Origin of the sequence: Streptomyces sp. NPDC006643 (assembly GCF_042870175.1) — a bacterium.
Classification (GTDB): domain Bacteria; phylum Actinomycetota; class Actinomycetes; order Streptomycetales; family Streptomycetaceae; genus Streptomyces.
On record NZ_JBIAHA010000002.1, the window covers coordinates 353,983 to 371,172 of the forward strand.

A 17,190-nucleotide genomic window follows, 5' to 3' on the forward strand; every position below is an offset into this window, starting at 1 on the left:
CTTGTTGAACCGACGTATCGCCAGGTGGGCGCCGCGCAACGATCTGACGCACCGTCCGACAGCAGTCGGCGGGGAGGCGCAAAACGGCGCGCACAGGCGTGCGAGGGGGGCGTGAAGGCGCCGGTGAGGTATGCAGAACCCATGACTGACAACGATCACGGAGAGTCGCCTGTCGTCGGACTTCTGCTCGCCGCCGGCGGCGGGCGGCGCCTCGGCGGGCGGCCGAAGGCGCTGCTGCCCCACCGGGGGCGTCCGCTGGTGGAGCACGCCGTACGGTCGCTGCGCGAGGGCGGCTGCGAGCGGGTGCACGTGGTGCTCGGCGCCGCCACCGACGAGGTGCGGGCCCGCGCCGAACTGCCGGGCTGCGTACTGGTCGACAACCCGGAGTGGGCCGCCGGCATGGGCTCGTCGCTCCGGGCCGGGCTGGCGTCGCTGAAGGCCGCCCCGGCGCACGCCGCCGCGCTGGTGCTGCTGGTGGACCAGCCGGGGATCGGCCCGGCGGCGGTGGCCCGGGTACGGGCCGCGTACCGCTCCCCCGGCACCCTCGCCGCGGCGTCCTACGGAGGCGAGCGCGGCCACCCGGTGCTGTTCGGCGCGGACCATCTGGCTGGGGTCGCGGCGGATGCGACGGGCGATCAGGGGGCACGCGGCTATCTGAGGTCCCATGCGCGGGACATCGTCCTGGTCGAGTGCGGGGATGTCGCGGAGCCGTACGACATCGACACGGAGGAGGATCTGTCGCACCTTGAGTGAGGGAAGTGGCACTGCGCGACACGGTCTGTCGACCCGGAGAATCTCGACGTCAACAAACCATTGAACTTCCACCATGAGGAAACTACTATCCACAGGTCAGAAGCGCCCGACCCCCCGGAAGGCGCCCGCGACCGCAGCCCGGCGTTCCGGCACCCAGTGCCGCCGACGCCGCTCCGGCGGTCGCCGAGGGCCGCCGCCCGTCGAAGGAGTGACAGCTCATGTCCGCACCAGCGCCGTCCCCGCTGGCCGTCGTCGATGCCGAGCCCCTGCCCCGGCAGGACGAGGTCCTGAGCCCGGCGGCCCTCGCCTTCGTGGCCGAGTTGCACCGGCGTTTCACTCCCCGGCGCGACGAGCTGCTGGCCCGCAGGGGCGAGCGTCGCGCGGAGATCGCCCGTACGTCGACGCTGGACTTCCTGCCGGAGACCGCGGCCGTACGCGAGGACGACTCCTGGCGCGTCGCGCCGTCCCCGGCCGCGCTGAACGACCGCCGGGTGGAGATCACCGGGCCCACCGACCGGAAGATGACGATCAACGCGCTCAACTCCGGCGCCAAGATCTGGCTCGCGGACTTCGAGGACGCCTCCGCTCCCACCTGGGAGAACGTCATCAACGGCCAGCTCAACCTCAGGGACGCCTACGCGGGGAAGGTCGACTTCACCGACCCGGCGTCCGGCAAGTCGTACGCCCTGAAGGCCGCCGACGAACTCGCGACGGTCGTCATGCGCCCGCGCGGCTGGCATCTGGACGAGCGGCACCTTCAGTTCGAGGGCCGCGCGGTCCCCGGCGCGCTCGTCGACTTCGGGCTGTACTTCTTCCACAACGCCCAGCGGCTCATCGAGCTGGGCAAGGGCCCCTACTTCTACCTGCCGAAGACCGAGTCGTACCTCGAAGCCCGGCTGTGGAACGAGGTGTTCGTCTTCGCGCAGGAGTACCTGGGCATCCCACAGGGCACCGTCCGCGCGACCGTGCTGATCGAGACGATCACCGCGGCGTACGAGATGGACGAGATCCTGTACGAACTCCGCGACCACGCCTCCGGGTTGAACGCCGGCCGCTGGGACTATCTCTTCTCGATCGTCAAGAACTTCCGTGACGGCGGCCCCAAGTTCGTGCTGCCGGACCGCAACGCGGTCACGATGACGGCCCCGTTCATGCGCGCGTACACCGAACTCCTCGTCCGCACCTGCCACAAGCGCGGCGCGCACGCCATCGGCGGCATGGCGGCCTTCATCCCCTCCCGGCGCGACCCCGAGGTCAACAAGGTCGCCTTCGCCAAGGTCAAGGACGACAAGGACCGCGAGGCGGCGGACGGCTTCGACGGCTCCTGGGTCGCCCACCCCGACCTAGTCCCCATCGCGATGGCCTCCTTCGACGCGGTCCTCGGCGAACGCCCGAACCAGAAGGACCGCCTGCGCGAGGACGTCTCGGTGACGGCGCCCGAACTGATCGCGATCGACTCCCTCGACGCGAAGCCCACCTACCAGGGCCTGATCGGCGCGGTCCAGGTCGGCATCCGCTACATCGAGGCATGGCTGCGCGGCCTCGGCGCGGTCGCCATCTTCAACCTGATGGAGGACGCGGCGACGGCGGAGATCTCCCGCTCCCAGATCTGGCAGTGGATCAACGCGGGGGTGGTCTTCGAGAACGGCGAAACGGCCACCGCCGACCTCGCCCGCAGGATCGCGGCGGACGAACTGACCGCGATCCGCACGGAGATCGGCGAGGAGGCGTTCACAACCGGCAAGTGGCAGCAGGCCCACGACCTGCTGCTGACGGTGGCACTGGACGAGAGCTACGAGGACTTCCTGACGCTGCCGGCGTACGAGCAACTCCGGGGCTGACACGGCTGCCACGGCTGCCACCAGCGGTTGTACGACACGGCCCGCCGGCCCCGGTACTCGCGCACCGGGGGCGGCGGGCCGCGGAGTTCTTGCGAGAGCGCTCTCAGGCCGAGGAGAATCAGCGGATGGCCTTCATACGCTCCTACCGTCCCGGTGACCGGGCCGCGGTGTTCGAGATCTGTGTGCGGACCGCCGACGCCGGTGGGGACTCGCGGCATCTGTATTCGGACAGCGAGTTGGTGCCGAGCGTCTTCGCCGCGCCGTATCTGGAGTTGGAGCCGGAGTTGGCCTTCGTGCTGGACGAGGGCGAGGGGCGGGCCGTCGGGTATGTGCTGGGGGCCGAGGACACCCCGCGGTTCGTGACGGCCTTCCGGCGGGACTGGCTGCCCGTCGTGGGCGAGCGGTATCCGGCGCCGGGTGAGGGTGTGGAGCCGCGGACCCCGAGCGATGTCATGGCGGCCCTGCTGCACGATCCCGAGCGGATGGTGCTGCCCGAACTCGCGGGCCATCCGGCGCACTTGCACATCGACCTGCTGCCGCGGTGGCAGGGGCAGGGGTACGGCAGGGCGCTGATCGGCGCGCTTCTCGGGGCGCTGCGCGAGAGGGGCGTGGACGGTGTACATCTGTCGATGCTCAGCGCGAACACCGGCGCGCGCGCCTTCTACGACCGGGTGGGGTTCCACGAGATCGCGGTGCCCGGGGCGGAGGCGGACGGGGTGACGTATCTCGGGCGTCGCACGGAGGCCTGAGGGCCAGGGCTCATTCGGTGCCCGCCTGCCACTTCTCGGCGGGGAACGCGCACGGCGCCCCGGCGTCCTCGGCGGGCAGCAGGCGGACCTGGGCGGCGGGGATCTTGAAGGCCGTTTCCGTGTGCTCGTGCCACAGGGACACCTCGCCGTCGGTGACGCCGAACGACAGGAGGGGGCGGGCCGGGGCGAGTTCGCCGCCCTGGACGTTCAACTCGGCCCTGGGGACGGTCGGTTCGACGCAGATCCACTCCGGATCGACGCCGAAGTAGGACGGTGGCGGGGTACGGCCCTCGGCCGCCGACCTCACGTCCTTGACCGCGGTGCCGGCGGAGTCCAGCGCGAGGAGGAGGACCTGGGCGACGACCAGGATCTGCGCGACCACGTACAGCGGGGCGTTGAGCTCTTCGCCGGGCCGCAGATAGGTGACGTGAAGGTGCTTGGCGATGCCCCAGAGCGCGGGCACGACCAGCGCCACACTCAGAAAGCTGAGCAGCTTCAGCGCGGAGACGGCCTGCCAGATGCCGGGGATGTCCAAGTCCCCCGGGGACAGGCCCAGTTCGGTCGCGTAGATCGCGTGCAGCACCGATCCCGACGCCACGACGAACGACGCGAGCACGGTGAACGCCATGGGCGCCGCCCAGGCCAGCCACTCGCCCCAGGTCCACTGCCGCACGAGCAGCCAGATGCCGGTGACGGTGGTCAGCACCGCCGCGAGTGTCAGCATCTGCGACGGGGGCCACCCGTCGCCGCTCGGCCCCGGGCCCAGCGCGAGTGTGAGGAGCATGCCCGATGCCACGCACGTGACGAGGACACTGAGCGCACGGCCGCCGGACAGGAACATCCGGCTGCCGACGCGCAGGGCCATGGCGATGCACCCGGCGACGACGGCCGCCCACAGCCAGAGGCGGACACCGGACTGCTGGCGCGCGACCACCGCGCCGAACGCCATCGCCGCGAGCCAGCCGAAGAGGCGGTACATCCATCGCCGGCGGTCCTCCTCGCGGCGCGCGACGATATGGGCGCGTTCCTTGCCGTGCAGCGCGCGGACGTCGGTGCCGGTGCCGGCCGGGGCGCCGCCGCCCGGGAGGGTCATCCGGGAGAGACGTCTGGCCTCCGACGCCGTGCCGGTGACGAGTGTGCCCGTGTCGTGGTGGCCCCGCCGCTCCGTGTACCGGGCGCGCGCCAGGGCCAGTTGGCGACGGAGCCGCCCGGTGACGGTGAGCGGGCGGGGCGCGGGGCCGGCTGCCGGAGCGCGTGCGGGGCGGTGCGCGACCGTGTGGACCAGCCACTCGGTGAGCAGTTCGCGATCGCGCTCGACCAGTTCACAGCGGCGTACGTGCATCTCCAGTCGCGCGGCCTTCGCCAGCCGCTCCACCCGCCAGGCCGCCGCGCGCTCGGTCCGGCGGTTGCGCGCGCCGAAGAGGCGGACCTCCACGACGAACAGGCGCGAGCCCGGATCCGGGCGCAGGACGCCGGCGGATATCCCCTCGCCCCGTACCGAACGGTCGACGAGGGGCCAGCCGCGCTGCTCGAACTCCCGCTCCGCCTGCTCCCAGTCGCGTTCCCTGCCCCGTACCTCGACCAGAGCGAGCACTCTCTGGTCGTACCGCACACCCCGCACCCGAACCCCCGTCGTGTCTGTTCTCTGTTTCTGTCCGCCGCGCGTGCACCGTAGAGCATCCGGTCACACCGGTGGCGATGAGTTTCCGCCGGTGGCGCGGTCTACCCCGTATGGACACCGAAACCAATTCCGATACCGATACACGATTTCCGGACCACGGGCCCGTCTGCCGCAGTGTCGCCGGGCTGCTCGACGGCATCGACGAGAAGCACCTCACGGCGCCCACGCCGTGCCCGGACTACACGGTGCGGGAGCTGCTCGGGCATCTGGTGGGACTGACCCTCGCCTTCCGGGACGCCGGGAAGAAGGAGCTGGGGGCGACGACGGACACCGCGCCGACCGACTCCCTTCCGCAGTTGGCGGAGGACTGGCGGACGGTCCTTCCCGCGCAGTTGGACGGACTCGCGGACGCATGGCGTTCGCCCGACGCCTGGCAGGGCTTCACCCGGGCCGGCGGGGTGGATCTGCCGGGCCAGGTGGCGGGGATCATCGCGCTGAACGAGCTGGTGGTGCACGGCTGGGACCTGGCGCGCAGCACCGGGCAGGAGTACGACGTGGACCGGGCGAGCCTGGAGGCGACGCTGTCCTTCCTCGAACCGGCCGCGGCGAGCGCGGAGGCGGGCGAGGCGCCGGAGGGGCTGTTCGGCCCGCCGGTCGCCGTACCGGCCGACGCGCCGCTGCTCGACCGGGTCATCGGACTGAGCGGACGCCGGCCGGACTGGCTGCCCGGCCGGTGACGTGCCTCCCTCAGCCGGCTGTCTCCGGCCTGCCCAGCAGGGCACGTGCTTCCTTCCGGAAGCGGGCGTCGGCGCCGACCGGGTCCTGGGAGAAGCCGGGGAGGAAGACATGCGCGTCCCGCTCCGCCAGGTCGGTCCAGCGGCTGAGCTGATCAGGCGTCAGATTGCTTGCCCCGTAGGCCCGTAGGAAGTCCAGCGCCGACTGCGGATCCGCGTTCGTCTCGGCGGAGGTCAGCGCCGCGTCCGCCAGCCGGACGCGGTCCTGGCCCGCCGGGTCGACGGCGAGGAGGGCGAGTGCCGCTGCCGCCGCGTGGTCGGGGTGGGCCATTTTGCGCTCCAGGAGCGGGGCGAGCGGGCGGCCCCGCTCGCCGAGCGCGCCCGCGACCCCCGCCGCGCGGACGTTCTGCCAGCGCGTCCAGCCCCCGTCGGCCTCCTCCAGCACTCCGGCGATGATCGGCAGGGTCTCGTCCGCGCTGCCCGTGAGCAGCCACAGCGCGCGGGCTATCGCGATGTCCCCGTCGAGTCGGGGGTTGTTGCGCCTCTCCTCCGAGGCGTCGGACGCGGAGCCCGACGGCTTGCGGGCTGCGTCGCTCAGCGCGGTGCGCAGATACGGCAGCAGCGCGGGGGCGTGCGAACTGCCCAGCTCCCCGGCCAGTTTCGCCGCTTCGGCCACATCGCGCGGGCCGGAGACGAGGGTGTCGACGACCGCCCGCACCGGTGCGTCGGTCTCACCCGTGAGCCGGTACAGCGCGGAGCCGACGTCGAGCGGGCTCTGCTCGGTGAGGTCCGCGGCGCGCAGCGCCGCCGCCGCGCGGTCCCGCTCCTCCGGCGGGCAGACGGCCGGCAGGGCGCGCAGCACGACGAAGGGATACCGGTCCAGCGCCGCGATCAGATCGGGCACGGCCGCTGCCGCGCGCTGCCCCCAGCCGGCCAGCAGCAGGCCGAGATGGATGGACGCGTTCCACTCGATGCCGTCGTCCGCGAGCCGGGCCCGGACGGCGTCGAGCAGCTCCGGCACGTACGGGAACGGGTCCGGGTCGCCGTCCCGTACGGTCCCGGCCCAGCCCCCGGGCAGCGTCTTGGCGGCGGCACCGAGTGCCTGCGGGCGGGACGGCAGATCGGCGGCCAACAGCGGGGCCGCCACCGCCGGGGCCGCCGTGACCAGCGCCGCCAGCGCGCGGTCGGCCAGCTCTCCGCCCCCGGTGGCGAGGGCCGTGAGCGCGGGGACGGCGGGCGCCGCGTACTCACCGAGCTGTCTGACGACGGAGAGGGCGGCACTCGCCGACGACGGATCGCCGAGCAGGGCGGCCAGCGGTCCGGCGAGGCGGGCCGGTACGGTACGGGAGGCGTCGCAGGCGCGCTCGGCCGCCGCCACCGCCTCGCCGCGCGCGTCGGCGTCCGGATGCCGGAGTCCGGCGTCGACCAACTCGATCGCGGCCTCCCGAGCCTCGCCCGTGGCCCGGTCCAGCAGTCCCTCTACGACATAACACAGCGGCTCGTTCTGCTCCATGTCGAACCGTCCCGCGACCAGCGGTTCGGCGGGCAGCAGGGAGACCAGCGCCTCGTGATGGGCCGGCGTCCACGCCAGGTCCGCCTCGACGCAGGCAAGCAGCGCGGCCAGCCGCACCGGCGCGGCCTCCCCGGCCTCGCCGGCCCCGTCGGTTCCCCCCGCTCCGAGCATCGCCGCCCCGAGCACCGCCGTCTCGAACTCGCCCGCGCCCGACGGGTCCAGGTGGACCGACCCGGCCAGCACCTCTGCCCGCACCAGCGGGTCCGACTCCCCCTCCCAGCACCGCCGCAGCACCGGAAGCACCTGCTCCGCAGCGCCCGTCCTGGCCGCCGCCCAGACCGCCGACTGCCGTACGGAGGCGTCGGCCGACTCGATCAGCGGGAGTATCAGGGGCAGTTGGGCGGTCACGGCCGCCCGGCACGCACCCGGCGTGTCACTGCGCTCGTCCTCGCTCTCGGCGACGCAGCCGAGCAGCACCAGCATGTCGGCCGGTCTGATCCCGGCGGCGGCCAGCCGCGCGGGATACGGCACGGCATGGGCCGTGGCCTCGTACACCGACCCCTGGTGGACGATGTTCCCGTACAGCTCGTACAGCGCCTCTTCCGCCTCCTCGGCATCGTCGCTCGCCAACGCCCGTAGCTGGTCCGGGACATCGTCGGCGCTTCCGTAGGCGTGCTCCCTCTCCGCCCATGGCTGTGCGTCGAGATCGGCGAAAATCTGTGCGAGATCCATGCGGAGAATCCTGGCACGGGGCACTGACAACACGGCCCGCCCCGGGGCCTGATGATCCACTGGGTGACGCCGTCGAGTTCTTTGACACCTCATGGGTGTACGCCACCGCGAACCTTCGGTAGGAAAGCTTCCTAACAGATGACCGCAGCGAACGACTCCCCCCATGGAGGTCCGGTGCCAACCCCCCACGCACACCACCACGCACGCACCCGCACGTTCGGACTGGTTCCCCGCGTCCTGCTCGGACTCGTCCTGGTCGCGGGACCGGTGACGGCCGTCGCGTACGCCGCGCCCGGAGCCGGCACCACAAGCGTCGGCACCACAAGCGCGGACACGACCGGCGCCGTGAAGACGGCCGCCGCCCCCGGTCTGGACGAACCGGCCAAGAAGGAGATCGCGATGCAGCTGGTCTCCAGCGCCGAGAACTCCTCGCTCGACTGGAAGGGCCAGTACGGCTACATCGAGGACATCGGCGACGGCCGCGGCTACACCGCCGGCATCATCGGCTTCTGCTCCGGCACCGGCGACATGCTGGACCTGGTCGAGCTGTACACCGAGCGCGAGCCGGACAACCCGCTCGCCCGCTACCTGCCCGCGCTGCGTGCCGTCGACGGCACGGACTCGCACGAAGGACTCGACCCCGGCTACACCGACGCCTGGCAGGAGGCGGCCCAGGACCCCGCGTTCCAGACCGCGCAGAACGACGAACGCGACCGTGTCTACTTCAACCCGGCGGTCAGCAAGGGCAAGGAGGACGGCATCGGGACGCTCGGGCAGTTCGCCTACTACGACGCCATCGTCATGCACGGCGACGGGGACTCCGACGTCAGCTTCAGCGGTATCCGCCGGCGGGCGCAGGACGAGGCGCTGCCGCCGTCGCGGGGCGGGGACGAGACCGCGTACCTCAACGCCTTCCTCGACGCCCGCGTCTGGGCGATGAAGCAGGAGGAGGCGCACGAGGACACCAGCCGGGTGGACACCGCGCAGCGGGTCTTCCTCGACGCGGGCAATCTGAGCCTGGACCCGCCGCTGGACTGGAAGATGTACGGGGAGGACTTCCACATCGGCTGAGGCCTACGGCCCGTCCCGGGACAGGCCGTTACGTCGGCGTCGGCGCGGCGCGCAGCCGCCCCGGCGCCGACCGGTGGCCGCCGACCGGCGGCCGGCGGCCGGCGGTCAGTGAAGTACGGCGGCGGCCGGAGTCCGGTCCGTCCCGGTCTCCGACGAGGAACCCGCCGGCTCCGAAGTCCCTTTCCCGCCCCAGTGGTTGAATGCCAGGTTCAGCACGATCGCCACCACACACCCCGTGCTGATCCCGGAGTCGAGCACCACCAACAGGTCCTTCGGGAACGCGTGGTAGAAGGACGGCGCCGCTATGGGTATCAGGCCGATACCGACGGCGGCGGCGACTATCAGCGCGTTCTCGCCCTTCTCCAGCGCGGCGGTCGCCAGGGTCTGGATGCCGCTCGCCGCGACCGAGCCGAACAGCACGATGCCCGCGCCGCCGAGGACCGGCAGCGGGACGAGCGCGATCACCGAGGCCAGCACCGGGCACAGGCCCAGCAGGATGAGGATGCCGCCGCCCGCGGCCACGACGAAGCGGCTGCGGACCTTCGTCATGGCGACCAGCCCGATGTTCTGCGCGAACGCGCTGCACATGAAGCCGTTGAAGAGCGGGCTGATGGCGCTGCCCAGCGTGTCGGCCCGCAGTCCGCCCTCGATGACGCGCTCGTCCGCCGGCCGGTCGACGATCTTGCCGAGGGCCAGCATGTCGGCGGTCGATTCCGTCATGCAGACGAGCATCACGATGCACATGGAGATGATCGCCGCGATCTCGAACTGCGGCGCGCCGAAGTGGAACGGCGTCGGGAAGCCGACCAGACCGGCGTCCTTGATCGCGTCGAAGTCGGTCATGTTCATCGGGACCGCCACGAGGGTGCCGGCGACCAGGCCGAGCAGGATGGCGATCTGCTGGAGGAAGCCGCGCAGCACCTTCCGCAGGACCAGCACGATCAGCAGGGTGAGGCCGGCCATCCCGATGTTCTTCATGGAGCCGTAGTCGCCGGCCGTGGCATTCCCGCCCTGCGACCAGTTGAAGGCCACCGGGAGCAGCGAGACACCGATCAGGGTGATGACCGTGCCGGTGACGACGGGTGGGAAGAACCGCACCAGTTTGGAGAAGTACGGCGTGAGGACGAATCCGAGCACGCTGGCGACGATGATCGCGCCGAAGATGACGGTGATGCCCTCGGCGCCGCGCTCCCGGCCGATGGCGACCATCGGCGTCACACCGGCGAACGAGACGCCGTTGACGAACGGCAGCCGCGCGCCGATCTTCCAGAAGCCGATGGTCTGGAGCAGCGTGGCTATGCCGGCGGTGAAGAGGCTGGCGCCCATGAGGAACGCCGTGTCCCGGGCATTCAGGCCCACGGCGGGCCCGACGATCATCGGCGGCGCCACCACGCCCGCGTACATGGCGGCCACGTGCTGGAGGCCGCTGGTGAACATCTTGAAGGGGGGCAGGGTCTGGTCGACCGGATGCGTCTCCGTCTCGTCGGGAGCGGGAGCGGGAGCGGCGGCGGTTGTGTCTGCTGCGCCTGCTACGCCGGCTGTGTCTTTGCGAAACCTGGGCTTGGCTGCCACGGGTGTTCCTCCGGTCGGTTACGCGTCGGCGGTGACGCGGGTGTCAGGGAGGTGTGCGGGACGTGCGAGAGGTACGAGAGGTGTTGGGGGGGGCTGGGGGGGATGGGGGGATGCGAAACGTGAGACATGAGACGTGGGGGGGGGTGAGACCTCGGGGTCAGACGAGTGACATGCAAAGTAGCGAGCCCGTGTCACGTACACGAGTCACCGTCCCGGGTGGTGGCGCACCGTCGTGCGGTACGCCACCACCCGGACACGGCTGCCAGGAGCCCCGCTCGGGCCCACTGGCCGCCGGTCGAGGGCCGTCCCCCTCGACCGGACTTCCCGGGAGGAACCGTCAGCCCGCGGCCGTGATCCGCGCGAGGCGACGCGCCTCGATCCGCGTCGAGCGGGCGATGGCGTCCTCGTCCACCGTGGTCAGGTGGTTGTCCTCGACGACGGTCCGGCCGCCCACGAGGGAGAGTGTGACGGGCGCGGCGGCCCCGAAGACCAGCGCGACGACCGGGTCGGCGATGGAGGAGTGCGCCAGGGTGTCCAGCTTCCACAGCACCAGGTCGGCGAGCTTCCCGGTCTCGATCGAGCCGATCTGGCCCGCGCGGCCCAGGACTTGGGCGCCGCCGTAGGTACCGAGCCGCAGCGCCTGACGGGCCGTCAGGGCTGATTCCCGGTGTGCGCCCAACCGGTTGATGAGCAGCGCGTTGCGCAACTCCGTGTGCAGTTCGCCCGATTCGTTGGAGGCGGTGCCGTCCACGCCGAGGCCGACGGGGACACCCGCCTTCAGCATGTCGGGGACGCGCGCGATCCCGGCGGCCAGGCGGGCGTTGGAGGACGGGCAGTGCGCGACGCCCGTACCGGTGCGGGCGAAGGCGGCGATGTCGGAGTCGTTCATATGGACGCAGTGGGCCATCCATACGTCGGAGCCGAGCCAGCCCGTCGACTCGAAGTAGTCGGTCGGGCCCATCCCGAACAGCTCCTTGCAGAACTGCTCCTCCTCCACCGTCTCGCTGCCGTGGGTGTGCAGTCGTACGCCCTTACGGCGCGCCAACTCGGCTCCCTGGCGCATCAGTTCGGTGGAGACGGAGAACGGCGAGCACGGCGCGACGGCGATCTGCGTCATCGCGTCGAACGAGGCGTCGTGGTACCGGTCGACGGTCGCCTCGGTGGCGGCGAGCGCGTCCTCGAGCGACTCGACGGCGAAGTCCGGCGGCAGGCCGCCGTCCGACTTGCCCCGGTCCATGGAGCCGCGGGCGAGCGTGAACCGTACGCCGGTCTCCGAGGCGGCCCCGATGATCGCGCCCGACAGATCGCCGGAGCCGCGCGGGTACACGTAGTGGTGGTCCATCGCGGTGGTGACCCCGCCGCGCGCCATCATCGCGAGTGAGCCCTGGGCGGCGGCGCGCACCATCGACTCGTCGATGCGCGCCCAGGTCGGGTAGAGCGCCACCAGCCAGTCGAACAGGTTGTGATCGGTGGCGAGGCCGCGGGTGATCCACTGGTAGAAGTGGTGGTGGGTGTTGACCAGGCCGGGGGTGACCAGATGGCCGGTGCCGTCGACACGCCGTACGACGTTCGTGAGCCCGTCGGGCGCGGAGCCGGCGCCCACGGATTCGATGAGGTTGTCCGCGACGACGACGTACCCGGACGCGTACTCGGTGTCGTCCGCGTCCACAGTCGCGATGGCACAGTTCTCGATGACGATGCGCGAAGCCGCCATGGCGGGTCCTCGTTCTTCCCGTTGGGTGGACGGATCCGGGGGTCGAGCGGGGTGACGACCGGGTCCGCGGTTCTCTCGGTGCGCAGATGCCCCCGCTCTTCCCCCATGTCGCCCACTTCTCACGGAACTTGTGGATCGGTGGGACGTGACGCCGGCGCGCGCGTCGGGGTTGGGGTACGGCGAGTCGGCGCTACAGGTTGGTCATGTCGAGCGGGATCAGCGGTTCGACGCCGTCACGCAGCACGGTGGCCTCGATGAGGCCGTACGGGCGGTCGGCCGCGAAGTAGACAGCGCCGTCGGCGGTCTCGTTCTTCAGACCGAACGGTTCGAGGTCGACCAGGAAGTGGTGGTTGTTGGGCAGCGAGAACCGGATCTCGTCGATCTCGCTGCGGCTGTTGATGATCCGCGAGCCCATTTGGTAGAGCGTCTGCTGGAGCGAGAGGGAGTACGTCTCCGCGAAGGCGTGCAGCATGTGCTTGCGCGCCTGCTCGTAGGACTTCTCCCAGTTGGGCATCGGCTCGGCGTCGTCGGTCCAGTTGTAGCGCCACCGGGCGGACACGTCGGTGGCGAGTATGCGGTCGTACGCCTCGCGGAGCGTCGTGTACTTGTCCTTGACGTAGCCCCAGAACTCGGAGTTGGTCGAGTTCAGCACCGTCAGGTCCTTGAGGCCGGAGATGATCTCCCACTTCTCGCCGTCGTAGGTGATCTGCGCGACGCGCGTCTCCTGGCCCTTGCGGACGAAGGAGTGCTTGACCTCGTCGGCGCCGATGAACTTGGAGTTGGCGTCGGAGGTCGCGATGCGCTCCCAGGCGTACTCCTCGATCCGGATACGCGCCCGGTGGATCGGCTCCTGGCTGGTGACGAAGTGCCGGGCGAGATGGATGCCGAACTGCTCGGCGGACTCGATGCCGTGCTCCTTGGCGAACGCGTACACCGTGTTCTTGGTGGTGTCGGTCGGCAGGACGTTGGCGTTGGAGCCGGAGTAGTGGACCTCCGCCATGTCGCCGGAGAGGGCGACGGAGACGTTCAGGTCCTTGATGTGGTGGGTGTCGCCGTCGCGCACGATCTTGACGACGCGGTTCTCCGCTTTGCCGTACTGGTTCTGGCCGAGAATGGTCGGCATCTGCTAGCTCCCTCGGTATACGGAGTAGCCGAACGGGTTGAGCAGCAGCGGTACATGGAAGTGCTCGCCGGGGGTGACGGCGAAGGTGATCGCCACCTCCGGGAAGAACGCACCGCTGTCCCGTAGCGCGGGGGCATCCTGCTGTGCCTCGGCTTGCTGGTGGGCGTGGGTGTGGCTCTGACTCTCGGTGTCGCTCTGACTGTGGCTGTGGGTGTGACTGTGACTGTGGCTCTGGGTGTGGAAGTACGCCTCGGTCTCGAAGTCGAGACGTACATGGGTCGTTCCCTCCGGCAGCGCCGGCAGGTCCTTGCACCGCCCGTCCGCGTCGGTCGCCGACCGGCCGAGCACCACCCACGGCTCCCGGCCGCCGGCGCGGGCGGAGAGCGAGACGGCGACGGACTCGGCGGGGCGGCCGGCGCTGGTGTCCAGAATGTGGGTGGACACCGACGCGGTGGTTACCGTGCTCAAGGGATCACTCTCCTGTGTGTACGAGGCGGGTCAGCCGGATGCGGTTGATCTTGCCCAGTTCGGTGCGGACGACGGCCCGCTCCTGTTCGGGCGAGTTGCCGATCCGTATGCGGACCGCGTCCCGCATCTGCTCGCCGGTCCTGCCGGTGGCGCAGATCAGGAAGACATGTCCGAACCGGTCCTGGTAGGCCAGGTTCAGTTCGAGCAGTTCGGCCTTGAGTTCGTCGGACGCACCGGCCATGCCCCGCTGTTCGCGGGCGGAGGTCGGGTCGCCCGGCTTCGGCCGGCCGATGGGCGGGTGCCCGGCCATCGCCTCCGCCAGTGCGTCGGCGGTCAGTTCGGCCGTCGCGGTGTCACTGGCGGTGAGGAGGGCGTCGGTGGTGGCGTACGGCCGGCGGGCGAGCAGCGCGCTCCCCCATGCCGTACTGGCGCACACCTCGTGCAGTACGGCGAGCGCCGCGCTGTCGGAGGAGGTGTTGAACCGGGTGAGGCCCGGTGGCGGGTCGGTCGTCACGGGATCCTCCGTGGCTGTGCTTGACGGGCTGCGGGATAGCTAACGCCTTCACGAACATCACGTCAACACTTTGTTGAATTCTTTCGGACGGATGTCCCGCCCAGGCGCCCCGCCCGGCCGGCCCGCCCGGATGCCCCGCCCGGTTCAGCTCGTCTCCGACCGGTTCAGATAGTTGTAGACCGTGAACCGGCTGACCCCGAGCGCCCCCGCCACGGTCTCCACTCCGTGCCGTACCGCGAAGGCGCCGCGCGCCTCCAGCGAGCGCACCACCGACTGCTTGGTCCTGCGGTCGAGTTCCGACAGGGGCATGCCGTGTCTGCGCTCCAGCGCGACAAGGATGCGGTCGAGCGATTCGGAGAGCTGCGGGAGGCGTACGGCGACGACGGCCTCACCCTCCCAGCTCAGGACGACGTCGTCGGGCAGGGCCAGATCCGGCCGTACGGTCTGCGCGCCCATCGCGTCGACGAGCGGCTTCACCGCGGCGAGGAGCGGGTGGTCGGACGGTTCGGTCACGTCCCGCCCCCCGCGCTCTCCGGATTCTCCGCGCCCTGCGCACCCTCGGCACCCTCCGCGATCACATTCACCTGGAGCGATACGCGGGTGGCGCCGGCCTCCAGGGAGCGGCGGAGCAGGGCGTCGACGGCCGAGATGACGGCGTCGGCCCCACCCTCGGCGGTGTTGCCGAACGGCCCGACGTCCACGGCGTCCAGTTCGGCCGCCTGGATGACCTCGCGGGCCACCACGGCATGGCCGGGTGCCTCGTCCAGATCGAACGGCTCGGTCGTGAATTCCACTCTCAGTCGCACGCGGACAACCTACTGCGCGAAAGGCGGCGCCCTGGCCCGAAATCGGGGCCGCCCTCTTGACAGCCCTCCCGAACCACAGGCAATCTTCCGTTAAGCAGAAACTAACTTCCGCAATACGGAAGGAGCGCAGAACCTCTCATGGCCCCCTTCACGAACAAGCCCGGCTCCGAGCAGCGCTTCGATGTGAACCTGTCGATCCTCTTCACCGAGCTGCCGCTCCTGGAGCGGCCCGCGGCTGCCGCCAAGGCGGGCTTCACCGCCGTGGAGCTGTGGTGGCCCTGGATCGAGACACCCACTCCGCCGCAGGCCGAGCTGGACGCCCTGAAGAAGGCCCTCGACGACGCCGGTACCCAGCTCGTCGGACTGAACTTCTACGCCGGACAGCTGCCCGGCCCCGACCGCGGGGCGCTCTCGCTGCCCGGCGAGGAGTCGGACCGCTTCCGCGCGAACATCGACGTGGCGGCCGATTTCGCCGCCTCGGTGGGCTGCAAGGCGCTCAACGCGCTGTACGGGAACCGCGTCGACGGTGTCGACCCTCAGACGCAGGACACCCTCGCCCTGGAGAATCTGGTCCTCGCCGCCCGCGCGGCCGACCGCATCGGGGCGACCCTGCTGATCGAGGCGCTCAACAGGCCGGAGTCCCCGCACTATCCGCTGGTGAGCGCCGAGGCCGCGATCGAGGTCGTGGACCGGGTGAACGCCGCCACGGGGCTGGGCAACGCCACGTTCCTCCTCGACATCTACCACCTGTCGATGAACGGTCTGGACGCCGAGGCGCTGGCCGGTGTCATCGACACGTACGCCGAGAAGACCGGTCACGTACAGATCGCCGACAACCCCGGCCGCGGCGCGCCCGGCACCGGCACGCTTCCGCTCCAGGACCTGCTCGAACGGCTGCGCAAGGCCGGTTACGAGGGCTGGGTCGGGCTTGAGTACAAGCCCGGCGACCGCCCGAGCGGCGAGTCCTTCGCGTGGCTGCCCGCCGAGGCGCGCGCCGCGCGCTGAGACCCCCCCAGTCCCCAGTCAGGACGTACACACGCGTGCGAGAGAGGCACCCCCGATGAGCACTCTTCCCAAGGTGGCCTGGATCGGTCTCGGCATCATGGGGTCCCCCATGGCCGAGAATCTGATCAAGGCCGGATACTCCGTGACCGGCTTCACGCTGGAGCGGGAGAAGCTGGACCGGCTGGCGGCCAACGGCGGCACGGCGGCGCCCTCGATCGCCGAGGCCGTGCGGGACGCGGACGTCATCGTCACGATGGTGCCGGCCTCTCCGCAGGTCGAGGCCATCGCCTACGGCGAGGACGGCATCCTGGCGCACGCCAGGAAGGGCGCCCTGCTGATCGACATGTCGTCGATCACCCCGCAGACGTCGATCGATCTGGCCGAGGCCGGGCGGGAGAAGGGCGTCCGGGTCCTCGACGCGCCGGTGTCCGGCGGTGAGGCGGGGGCGATCGAGGCGGTTCTCTCGATCATGGTCGGCGGTGAGCAGGCCGACTTCGACCAGGCCAAGCCGGTCTTCGACGTGCTGGGCAGGACCATCGTCCTGTGCGGTCCGCACGGTGCCGGTCAGACGGTGAAGGCGGCCAACCAGCTGATCGTGGCCGTCAACATCCAGGCGTGCGCCGAGGCCGTGGTCTTCCTGGAGAAGTCCGGCGTGGACCTGAACGCCGCGCTGGACGTCCTGAACGGCGGTCTGGCCGGCTCGACCGTCCTGACCCGTAAGAAGGACAACTTCATCAACCGCGACTTCGCGCCGGGTTTCCGGATCGATCTGCACCACAAGGACATGGGCATCGTCACCGACGCCGCCCGCAACGTCGGTGCCGCCCTTCCGGTCGGCGCGGTCGTCGCGCAGCTGGTCGCGTCGCTGCGCGCCCAGGGTGACGGCGGCCTCGACCACTCGGCGCTGCTGCGCGCCGTCGAGCGGCTGTCCGGCAGCCAGGTCTGACCGAACGGCGCTCCCCCAAGCTCCGGGT

Annotated in this window: 16 protein-coding genes; 7 read left to right on the forward strand and 9 right to left on the reverse strand. The window is 70.9% G+C overall.

Annotated elements, in window-relative coordinates; translation table 11 throughout:
• Positions 1–141 precede the first annotated feature (141 nt).
• The 3 genes from ACFYNU_RS04140 to ACFYNU_RS04150 all read left to right on the forward strand — a co-directional run bounded on the left by ACFYNU_RS04140 (position 142) and on the right by ACFYNU_RS04150 (position 3,343).
• Positions 142–753, forward strand: a complete 612-nt coding sequence (locus ACFYNU_RS04140) for a nucleotidyltransferase family protein (RefSeq protein WP_356584770.1) — start codon at positions 142–144, stop codon at positions 751–753.
• Between the two features lie 218 nt (positions 754–971).
• Positions 972–2,594, forward strand: coding sequence for a malate synthase A (gene aceB, locus ACFYNU_RS04145; RefSeq protein ID WP_356584769.1), 1,623 nt, complete (start codon positions 972–974; stop codon positions 2,592–2,594).
• A gap of 125 nt (positions 2,595–2,719) precedes the next feature.
• Complete coding sequence (locus tag ACFYNU_RS04150) at positions 2,720–3,343, forward strand: GNAT family N-acetyltransferase (RefSeq protein WP_356584768.1); 624 nt, start codon at positions 2,720–2,722, stop codon at positions 3,341–3,343.
• A 10-nt stretch (positions 3,344–3,353) separates the two neighbouring features.
• On the opposite strand, the gene ACFYNU_RS04155 is transcribed toward ACFYNU_RS04150, so the two are convergent.
• Positions 3,354–4,937 (reverse strand): NnrS multi-domain protein, encoded by a 1,584-nt coding sequence (locus ACFYNU_RS04155; protein WP_356584767.1) that lies wholly within the window; start codon positions 4,935–4,937, stop codon positions 3,354–3,356.
• Positions 4,938–5,074: 137 nt separating this feature from the next.
• Here ACFYNU_RS04155 and ACFYNU_RS04160 point away from each other — a divergent pair, with 137 nt between their 5' ends.
• Positions 5,075–5,701 carry a TIGR03086 family metal-binding protein gene (locus ACFYNU_RS04160; protein WP_356584766.1) on the forward strand — a complete coding sequence of 209 codons (627 nt, stop codon included), beginning with the start codon at positions 5,075–5,077 and terminating at the stop codon, positions 5,699–5,701.
• Positions 5,702–5,711: 10 nt separating this feature from the next.
• On the opposite strand, the gene ACFYNU_RS04165 is transcribed toward ACFYNU_RS04160, so the two are convergent.
• Positions 5,712–7,943 (reverse strand): hypothetical protein, encoded by a 2,232-nt coding sequence (locus ACFYNU_RS04165; RefSeq protein ID WP_356584765.1) that lies wholly within the window; start codon positions 7,941–7,943, stop codon positions 5,712–5,714.
• Positions 7,944–8,117: 174 nt separating this feature from the next.
• On the opposite strand from ACFYNU_RS04165, the gene ACFYNU_RS04170 reads away from it, so the two are divergent.
• On the forward strand, positions 8,118–9,014 hold the full coding sequence (locus tag ACFYNU_RS04170) for a chitosanase (protein ID WP_388765039.1): 897 nt from the start codon (positions 8,118–8,120) through the stop codon (positions 9,012–9,014).
• 105 nt (positions 9,015–9,119) lie between these two features.
• Here ACFYNU_RS04170 and ACFYNU_RS04175 read toward each other — a convergent pair whose 3' ends face one another.
• From ACFYNU_RS04175 to ACFYNU_RS04205, 7 genes are all read right to left on the reverse strand, one after another.
• Positions 9,120–10,586, reverse strand: a complete 1,467-nt coding sequence (locus tag ACFYNU_RS04175; protein WP_388765042.1) for a nucleobase:cation symporter-2 family protein — start codon at positions 10,584–10,586, stop codon at positions 9,120–9,122.
• Between the two features lie 337 nt (positions 10,587–10,923).
• The gene (locus tag ACFYNU_RS04180) at positions 10,924–12,300 is read right to left on the reverse strand and encodes an 8-oxoguanine deaminase (RefSeq protein ID WP_356584764.1); all 1,377 of its coding nucleotides are present in this window, start codon (positions 12,298–12,300) and stop codon (positions 10,924–10,926) included.
• A 190-nt stretch (positions 12,301–12,490) separates the two neighbouring features.
• Positions 12,491–13,423: a factor-independent urate hydroxylase gene (gene pucL, locus ACFYNU_RS04185; RefSeq protein WP_356584763.1), complete on the reverse strand. Its 933-nt coding sequence runs from the start codon at positions 13,421–13,423 to the stop codon at positions 12,491–12,493.
• Between the two features lie 3 nt (positions 13,424–13,426).
• A complete protein-coding gene (locus ACFYNU_RS04190; protein ID WP_356584762.1) occupies positions 13,427–13,891 on the reverse strand; it encodes a hydroxyisourate hydrolase in 465 nt (154 codons plus the stop codon).
• A gap of 4 nt (positions 13,892–13,895) precedes the next feature.
• Positions 13,896–14,405: a 2-oxo-4-hydroxy-4-carboxy-5-ureidoimidazoline decarboxylase gene (gene uraD / locus ACFYNU_RS04195; RefSeq protein ID WP_356584761.1), complete on the reverse strand. Its 510-nt coding sequence runs from the start codon at positions 14,403–14,405 to the stop codon at positions 13,896–13,898.
• Positions 14,406–14,549: 144 nt separating this feature from the next.
• Entirely contained in the window at positions 14,550–14,918 is a 369-nt protein-coding gene (locus tag ACFYNU_RS04200; protein ID WP_356584760.1) for a helix-turn-helix domain-containing protein, read from the reverse strand.
• Complete coding sequence (locus tag ACFYNU_RS04205) at positions 14,915–15,211, reverse strand: hypothetical protein (RefSeq protein WP_356584759.1); 297 nt, start codon at positions 15,209–15,211, stop codon at positions 14,915–14,917. The genes ACFYNU_RS04200 and ACFYNU_RS04205 overlap by 4 nt, the downstream gene beginning before the upstream one ends.
• 138 nt (positions 15,212–15,349) lie before the next feature.
• Between ACFYNU_RS04205 and ACFYNU_RS04210 the strand changes: the two genes are divergently transcribed.
• Together ACFYNU_RS04210 and ACFYNU_RS04215 are read left to right on the forward strand one after the other, a co-directional pair.
• Positions 15,350–16,216: a TIM barrel protein gene (locus ACFYNU_RS04210; protein WP_356584758.1), complete on the forward strand. Its 867-nt coding sequence runs from the start codon at positions 15,350–15,352 to the stop codon at positions 16,214–16,216.
• A 55-nt stretch (positions 16,217–16,271) separates the two neighbouring features.
• Positions 16,272–17,162, forward strand: coding sequence for a 2-hydroxy-3-oxopropionate reductase (locus ACFYNU_RS04215; RefSeq protein WP_356584757.1), 891 nt, complete (start codon positions 16,272–16,274; stop codon positions 17,160–17,162).
• The last annotated feature ends 28 nt before the right edge of the window (positions 17,163–17,190 follow it).

Coding starts and splice junctions, on each gene's coding strand:
- ACFYNU_RS04140 (WP_356584770.1), top strand. CDS start 142: ATGACTGACAACGATCACGGAGAGTCGCCTGTCGTCGGACTTCTGCTC.
- aceB (WP_356584769.1), top strand. CDS start 972: ATGTCCGCACCAGCGCCGTCCCCGCTGGCCGTCGTCGATGCCGAGCCC.
- ACFYNU_RS04150 (WP_356584768.1), top strand. CDS start 2,720: ATGGCCTTCATACGCTCCTACCGTCCCGGTGACCGGGCCGCGGTGTTC.
- ACFYNU_RS04160 (WP_356584766.1), top strand. CDS start 5,075: ATGGACACCGAAACCAATTCCGATACCGATACACGATTTCCGGACCAC.
- ACFYNU_RS04165 (WP_356584765.1), bottom strand. CDS start 7,943: ATGGATCTCGCACAGATTTTCGCCGATCTCGACGCACAGCCATGGGCG.
- ACFYNU_RS04180 (WP_356584764.1), bottom strand. CDS start 12,300: ATGGCGGCTTCGCGCATCGTCATCGAGAACTGTGCCATCGCGACTGTG.
- pucL (WP_356584763.1), bottom strand. CDS start 13,423: ATGCCGACCATTCTCGGCCAGAACCAGTACGGCAAAGCGGAGAACCGC.
- ACFYNU_RS04210 (WP_356584758.1), top strand. CDS start 15,350: ATGGCCCCCTTCACGAACAAGCCCGGCTCCGAGCAGCGCTTCGATGTG.
- ACFYNU_RS04215 (WP_356584757.1), top strand. CDS start 16,272: ATGAGCACTCTTCCCAAGGTGGCCTGGATCGGTCTCGGCATCATGGGG.